Raw genomic sequence first — 8,359 nt, 5'->3', positions numbered from 1 at the left:
TTTAATTCATGTTTGTTTTGTCAAAAATCCCTGAAAGCATTCAATTAATAATTCTGATAAAAAAACAACTTTATAAGGACCGGTTTTTATCATCATTCAGTTCAGGTTATTCTTCCAGATCGTTTGATTTTAGCAGGGATTTAACGAACTCGCAATAGAGGTCATTTTTCATTTTATTTTACAATGAGAACCTTTTGGGTCGATACTCCATGTTGAGTCCTGATAAGGACTGTATGTAAACCATCAGAAAGGCCTTCAACATTAACCTGAGCTGAGTTTAATTTAAAATTCTGATGGTAAACTTCCATTCCTAAAATGTTGTAAATGTTGATTTCTTCAATGATCGCATCTGAAACAATGGAAAATAATGTTTTTGCGGGGTTGGGAAAAACATTAATGGATGGAGAAATTACCGTGTTTATGGCTGTACTGGCTGATGTCAATGTTATAGGGACTACAACATCCTGATCGGTTACTACCACTTCCCCTTCAAAATTATTATATCCTTCAAGCGTTATAGTATAGCCATAAACTCCATGATCAATTTGAAAGAAAGAGTGATTATTGAAAGGATTTATAGTACCTTCAAGTGTTACAATGGCATTGTCCAGAGCATTCCCATCCTCATCCTGTATCTCGAAGAAAATTTTATAAAACTCTTTTGAAAGGTCCCACTTAATAAAAAAGCCAGCCCAATGGTCAGAGAAGAATTGAATGCCTTCAACAAAACTTACATTGTCCACCGATGCACCCACCGCCATCACAAAATCATTGTCTAAAACAACTGAACTCTTGTATTCAACTATTGAGTAGATATCCTCTCCATGAAGGGCAAATGCCTTTTCAAACTCACCATTTTCATCCAATACTACCTGAAACATTGCCAGGCTATTTGTCGGGCTTTCCTCATCAATCAGCTTATGTCCTTCAAAGTAAAGAGGGGTAAAGCTATCAAAACCTCCTCCCACAAAGATTCTATTATCCTGACTAAATGAGAGGTTAAAACATCTTGATGAAAACTCACTTCCCATGCTTCGCAGCCAAATCAATTCGAAATCATTGGTAAGCTTCGCCACATAGCCGTCTTCTGTGCCATACGACATAGGGGTAACTCCATGTATGCTAAAATCCGACCCGGAAGTAAAGAACCCGGCTATCAAAACATTGCCATCATTATCAAATTTTAAACTGGCAATGTTCTGATCGGAACTGCTACCATAAGCATTTGTATTGATAACCTGTCCATCCTGGCTAGATAATTTTACAAGCCCAATCCAGTCGAAATCGCCATTCCCTTCATAAGGAAGTAATTCATCACCTGCAATAACTGGTTTTGAATATTGAAAGGCAAAGTAGATTTCTTCATTATAAACTTCAATTGACCTTGGCATTGACCATCCTGCACTGCCTTCCTCAACAAAATGGAATTGTTTACCCCAAATAATGGAGCCTTCTGGGTCTAATTTTGCCATAAAGGTTAAGCTGCCCCAACCATCCTGGGTGTAAGGAAACTGAACCCCCTCAATGTCAAAACCCGTATTGGAATAGCCTGAAATGTAAACATTGTCTTCTGCATCAACGCCAACCTTGGTTAGGGACAAGTTTAAATAGGCTTCACCGGGGTTTATCACTTTAAACCAAATTAAACTTCCATCGTCTCCTGAAAACTTGGCAACAACTCCTCTTTGAGTCCACTCCATATCGGGCTCATAAATAGTATCCCCGTTAATTGCAATGTATTCATTTGAGGATGACCATCCCGCTGCAATAATGTTGTTCTCACTATCGAGTGCAATATCAAAGAATGTGTCAAAGTCGTCACCTGTCATGGTGGAATGCCAGATAATATTCCCTTCTAAATCCTTTTTAACAATCAATCCATTGCTACCCACATGGTAAGGCAATTCAAGGCCATCATACTCCGCCTCAAGGAACCAATACCCATTGGCAATAATGGTCTCACCGTCGAATAAAATATTGTTAAATGAGGTACTTTCATTTCCAACAATATGCTTTGCCAATTCGGCATAGGTGTGCTGCGAAAACCCTTTATTAAGTATGGCAGAAACAAGAAATAGTGAAAAAAGTAAAAATTTTCCTTTCATGGATTTGTTTTTTTATTTGTGGCCTTGTCAGCCATTAACTGGTCATCTTCAATGAGTTTGAGGAGCTTTTTCAAAGCCCTGGTTTTGGCCTCATTCAAATCCAGGAATTCTTCCAGACTTTTTGATGATACCGGTTTTTTTTTGGGGATTTTGGAAGAGGCATTCATGATAAATTTTTTGCAATATTATTGCTGCGCAAAGCCGAAAGCAAAAAAAGGGCCTGCACTTAATTGCAACAACAATTAAAAATCGTTGCTACATTTTTACTACAAAAAATTTTAAAAGGCTGATTTTCAGTTTTTTATATACCTGAAAGATATTCGATCAAGCCCAGATCTGAATTGGTAAGATTGAGTTTTTTGCGCAAACGGGTCCTGGCCACATCGATGCTTCTGAGCGACTGACCCGTAATGGCCGAAATTTCTTTGGTCGACATGTTGAGCCGCAGAAAAGCACAAAGTCTCCGCTCGTTAGGCGACAGTTCTGGGTTTATCAAATTGAGTTTTTCGTAAAACTGGTTGTGAACTTGGTGAAAACGCGATTCAAACTCCTGCCAGATGTTATCCTTTTGGGAATTTTCAAGATCCTTAATGATCTCACCGATCAACAGCTGATTTTCCTTTCGGAATTTTGGGCTGTTGGTCATCAGTTTTTCAGCGATACTGTTGATCAGTTCATTTTTCCTGATCTGGTATATCACATTTGTAGTTAGTTCCTTGTTTTTTAGTTCCAGCTCCTTCGAAAGGGCTTCCCGCTCAAGCTCAGCATTCTCGGAAGCCAGCTGAATGTTCTTGTTTATCAGGTTCAGCCTGCGAAGCCTGCTTTGCGAAAGGAAATAAAGTAATCCAAAAATGATGACCGACAGGACCAGAACAATCGAAATGGAAAGCTGCCTCAGCGCCCGCCTGCGCTGTTCTATTTGCTGAATCCTTTCCTTCTCCTGGTATTGCGATACAATCTCCATCCGGGTCAGTTCCCTCAGGGTTTCTTCGTTTTTCAACTGATCGGAAAATTCCTTAAAAAGCAGGTGATATTTTAAAGCAGAATCCACCTGGTTTTGCAACTGATAAATCTCAAATAATTGCTCGCTAATGGCAGAAAGCAGAGGCGTACTGCCCACTTCAGCGGCCAGCGTATATCCACGGTTAAAATTCTCCAGAGCCCCCGTGAAGTTTTCCTGGCCTTTCAAAAGCAGCCCAATCATTCGGTAAGAAGAGGCCTCACCTGTTTTATCAAACTTTTCCTTCCTGATCCTCAGCGCCTCTTCCATGTTTTCAAGGGCTTCGTCGGGTCGGCCACTTTTCATATAGCTGCTGCCAATGTTGTTATACAGCATGGCAAGGTTCCTCCACTGCGAAGGTATTCGATTTGCCAGGCTGATGCCCCGGAGGTAGTATTCAATGGCCTTATTGTAATCATTAAGGTTTTCGAAAGCTATGCCAAGGTTGTTGTAAATGGAAACAACAGGATAGGGAGGGATGGTATCACCCCTTTCATCACTCACCTCCAGGTATAATTGCAAGGATTGGTCAAAATAATCCTTCGACTCCTCAAATTTATGAAGTTGAAGATGCACTCCCCCCAGATTCGTCAAAGCATGGGCAATACCCTCCCGGTTTCCTAATTCTTTGTAAATATTCAAAGCCCCGTGGTAATGTTTTACCGAAAGGTCATACAAACCTTGCAAGAAGCAAATATTGCCCACGCTCATACGAGCCTGTGCCAAAAGGGACTGGCTTTTTGAGCTTTCAGCCACTTTCAGAGCTTCCTCCGCATATTGTAATGACAGCGGCAAATCGAATGAAGAGTATGTCACAGAAATGTTGTTTAGAACAGAAACCCTCGCCGAATCCCCTCGTGTGGTTTCAAGCTCAAAAAACAATGAATCAAGCACTTCCTTATGCTGTCCATAGCCAGACAGGCAACATACCATAACGAAAATGGTGAAGGAAATTTTGATTCCAGTGAACTGCATCCGTGAGTGTTTTCTGATTGATTTACAAATATAGGGAAATTCATTTATGCCCCTTTCTATTAAAAAACCTTTGAAGTATAATAAACGGGAAGTTCCTTCAAAAAGCCTGAAGGAAACAAAGAGAAGCCCCGGGTTAGCTTAATAATTGGTGTTCTCCCTGCATTATTAAGGCTGATTTAAAACGGACTTAACACGTAGTTAAAACGTAGTTCAGACGTGCAAAACCGTATAAACTACGTTTTAACTACGTGTTAACTACGTCTTAACTACGTCTAAACTCCAAAGATGTTCAGGTCCTGTTAGAATTCCGAAAGGAACTTCTTCATGGAAAACAAATATAATACTTAGGCAGAGTAGGGGGGCTGTGTAGATAAGAACCAACGGCTATTTACTCCTGTTTTCTGATTTCTCAGGAATTTAAATAATTTAGCGTAATACTTTATGAAATATTGAACATATTCCACATCTCTGCGTTTCCGGGTATTATGACGCAGAAGACTTTTCAGTGGGGAAGTTCGCTGCTGAGCCATTGTTTCAGAATATCAATAACCAATGGGTTTATTTTAAAAACCAGTGGTAAATCACTTTCGCCCAAAACATTTGATAAAAAAGTTGGTTGTTATTGAAAAAAACATACTTTTGCAAAAAATTTAATCCCGGATACTGAATATGTATTGGACGCTTGAATTAGCCTCAAAACTCGAAGATGCTCCATGGCCTGCCACCAAAGAAGAGCTGATAGATTATGCCCTTCGTTCAGGGGCTCCCATGGAAGTCATAGAAAACTTGCAGGAAATCGAAGATGAGGGCGATGTATACGAAAGTATTGAAGACATTTGGCCCGATTACCCCACAAAGGATGATTTCTTTTTTCACGAGGATGAGTATTAACTTATTGGATGAAGAAAAACAATGTAAAGCCGGCTGCCTCAGCCGGCTTTTTTTTACCCTTAGAAACCTTGCTGTTTGCTTTATTTTTTGGGCTATTTGGATTACCTTTGCAAATCCTAAAAAATGCTTTGCTTTAAACATTATCGATTTCTGAAATATTATGCCCAGTTTTATCAAAAAACTTTTTGGAAGTAAAGCCGAACGCGACTTCCGTGAAATCAAACCCCTTCTCGACCAGACCCTTCAGGCATACGAGAGCATAAAGAACCTTGACAACGATCAGTTGCGCGCTAAGACCCAGGAGTTCCGCCAGCGTATTCGCGAGAATGTAATGGGTGAACAGGAGCAGATTAACCAGTTGCGCAAGCAGATCGAAGAGAACTTTGCCATGGATGTGGAGGAGAAGGAACGCCTCTACAACCAGATCGATGGCCTTGAGAAAACACAAGACGAGAAAACGGAAGAGTTGCTTCAACAAATTCTACCAGAAGCTTTTTCGGTTATCAAAGAAACCGCCCGCCGTTTCAAGGAGAATAATGAAGTTAAGGTTACGGCTACCCAAATGGACCGTGACCTGGCTGCCTTTCGCCCCAGCATTAACATCAATGGCAACACCGCGGTTTACCAAAACCAGTGGGTTGCAGGTGGAAACACCATCACCTGGGATATGGTGCATTATGATGTGCAGCTTATTGGAGGGATCCACCTGCATAAGGGTAAAATTGCCGAGATGGCCACGGGTGAGGGCAAGACCTTGGTGGCTACCCTGCCGGTATACCTCAATGCCCTTCCCGGGAAAGGTGTCCATATCGTTACAGTCAACGATTACCTTGCCAAGCGTGACTCGGAATGGATGGGAATGCTGTTCGAGTTCCACGGCCTTAAAGTTGACTGCGTCGACAAGCACGAACCCAACTCAACGGAAAGAAGGAAAGCTTACCTGGCTGATATCACTTATGGCACCAACAACGAATTTGGCTTCGACTACCTGCGCGACAACATGGCACGCAATCCTGAAGAACTGGTGCAGCGCAAGCACAATTATGCCATCGTGGATGAAGTTGACTCGGTATTGATTGATGACGCCCGTACACCCCTGATCATTTCTGGCCCCACGCCGCAGGGCGACAAGCATGAATTCCATGAACTGAAGCCCAAGATTGAACGTCTGTATTCAGCCCAGCGCTCGCTGGTCACCAGTATGCTGGCAGATGCCCGTAAACTCCTTACGGGAAAAGAAGGTGAAACCGATGAAAAGAAAGGCGGTGAACTCCTGCTCCGCTGCCATCGTGGCCTCCCGAAGAATAAAGCCCTGATTAAATTCCTTTCCGAACCCGGAATGAAGACCATCCTGCAAAAGACCGAGAACTTCTATATGCAGGAGCAGAGTAAACACATGCATATCATTGACGATGAACTCTACTTCGTCATTGAAGAAAAGAACAACTCTATTGAGCTTACCGAAAAGGGGATTGACCTGATCACGAGTCAAACCGACGACCCGCATTTCTTCATCCTGCCCGATATGGGTTCAGAAATTGCAGAGATCGAAAAATCAAACCTTTCGCACCAGGAGAGACTGGAGAAGAAAAACGAGCTGTTAAGTGACTTTTCAGTGAAAAGTGAACGGGTACACACCGTAAACCAGCTGCTGAAGGCCTATACCTTGTTTGAGAAGGACACCGAATATGTGATTATCGACAACAAGGTCAAGATTGTTGATGAGCAGACCGGGCGTATCATGGAAGGGCGCCGATACAGCGATGGTCTCCACCAGGCCATTGAAGCTAAGGAAAACGTAAAGGTGGAGGCTGCCACCCAGACCTATGCCACCATTACGCTTCAAAACTATTTCAGGATGTATCGCAAGCTGGCCGGTATGACAGGTACCGCGGAAACTGAAGCAGGCGAATTCTGGGACATTTATAAGCTGGATGTGGTGGTAGTCCCCACCCATCGCCCAGTAGTCAGAAATGACCGTGAAGACCTTGTTTATAAAACCAAGCGCGAGAAATACAATGCAGTGATCGATGAGGTTAACGACCTGGTCAATGCAGGCCGCCCGGTTCTGGTAGGTACCACATCGGTTGAAATATCTGAAGTGTTAAGCCGAATGCTTAACCTGCGCAAGATCAGGCACAATATCCTCAACGCCAAACAGCACCAAAAGGAAGCCCAGATCGTTGCTGAAGCTGGTCAGGCAGGCACGGTAACCATTGCCACCAACATGGCTGGTCGTGGTACCGACATCAAGCTGGGACACGGGGTGAAAGAAGCCGGTGGTTTGGCCATCATTGGCACTGAGCGGCACGAATCACGCCGTGTAGACCGGCAGTTGCGCGGTCGTGCAGGACGTCAGGGTGACCCTGGCTCCTCCCAGTTTTTCGTTTCCCTGGAAGACGACCTGATGCGTGTCTTTGGTTCCGAGCGTATCTCAAAGATCATGGACCGCATGGGTCTGCAGGAAGGGGAGGTGATCCAGCACTCAATGATCACTAAATCCATCGAGCGTGCCCAGAAAAAAGTGGAGGAAAACAACTTTGGTATTCGTAAACGCCTCCTGGAATACGATGACGTGATGAACGCTCAGCGCGAGGTGATCTACCGTAAGCGCCGCAACGCCCTGTTCGGCGAACGCCTGGCAGTAGATATTGCCAACATGATGTACGACACCTGCGAACAAATGATCATCGAAGGGCAGGACCAGGGCGACCCCGAAGGATTTGAAATGAACCTGCTGAAAACCTTTGGCATGGAGTCTCCTTTTGCTGAAAGAGAGCTCCTTGACGAAAAAACGGATAAGCTCACGGATGCCCTGTATGCAAAAGCTGTACAAAATTATAAGACCAAGAATGAAAGTATTGCCGCTTCCGCATTCCCGGTCATCAAGGACGTGTATGAGAAGGCTTCGGAATTGTATGAAAACATCGCCATTCCAATCACTGATGGCATCAAAAACATCAACATAGTCACCAATCTCAAAAAAGCCTATGAAACCAATGGCCGTGAGGTAGCCCTTTCCATTGAAAAGAGCATTACCCTGGCCATCATCGATAATGCCTGGAAAGAGCACCTGCGCGAAATGGATGATCTGAAGCAATCCGTTCAAGGTGCAGCCTATGAGCAAAAAGACCCCTTGTTAATTTACAAATTTGAGTCGTTTGAACTTTTCAAGCGGATGCTTAATAAGGTGAACAGGGACATCATTGCCTTCCTGGTGAAAGCCCGTCTACCCATACAGAATGCCGACCAGGTGAAACGCGCCGCTGCCCCTGAACGTACTGATATGAGCCGCATGCAGACAGGCCGGAGCGATGTCCCAGGCGGCGGGCAACGAAAAGCAGAACCTGTAAGGGTTGAAAAGAAAGTAGGAAGAAACGAACCTTGC

General features: G+C 43.6%; 4 protein-coding genes. 2 read left to right on the top strand and 2 right to left on the bottom strand.

Going from position 1 to position 8,359, the window contains the following annotated elements; translation table 11 throughout:
• Nucleotides 1–173: 173 nt before the first annotated feature.
• Both V2I46_14100 and V2I46_14095 read right to left on the bottom strand, forming a co-directional pair.
• Nucleotides 174–2,105 (bottom strand): T9SS type A sorting domain-containing protein, encoded by a 1,932-nt coding sequence (locus V2I46_14100; GenBank protein ID MEE4178633.1) that lies wholly within the window; start codon nt 2,103–2,105, stop codon nt 174–176.
• Between the two features lie 301 nt (nt 2,106–2,406).
• Nucleotides 2,407–4,080 (bottom strand): tetratricopeptide repeat protein, encoded by a 1,674-nt coding sequence (locus V2I46_14095; GenBank protein ID MEE4178632.1) that lies wholly within the window; start codon nt 4,078–4,080, stop codon nt 2,407–2,409.
• Nucleotides 4,081–4,749: 669 nt separating this feature from the next.
• Here V2I46_14095 and V2I46_14090 point away from each other — a divergent pair.
• Both V2I46_14090 and secA read left to right on the top strand, forming a co-directional pair.
• Nucleotides 4,750–4,971 (top strand): DUF2795 domain-containing protein, encoded by a 222-nt coding sequence (locus V2I46_14090; protein ID MEE4178631.1) that lies wholly within the window; start codon nt 4,750–4,752, stop codon nt 4,969–4,971.
• A 160-nt stretch (nt 4,972–5,131) separates the two neighbouring features.
• The coding region (gene secA, locus V2I46_14085; protein MEE4178630.1) for a preprotein translocase subunit SecA at nt 5,132–8,359 on the top strand (3,228 nt) is incomplete at its 3' end.

Source organism: Bacteroides sp. (assembly GCA_036351255.1).
Taxonomy (GTDB): domain Bacteria; phylum Bacteroidota; class Bacteroidia; order Bacteroidales; family UBA7960; genus UBA7960.
The sequence above is the reverse complement of the archived record's forward strand: the minus strand, read 5'-3'. Positions and strand labels throughout refer to the sequence as shown.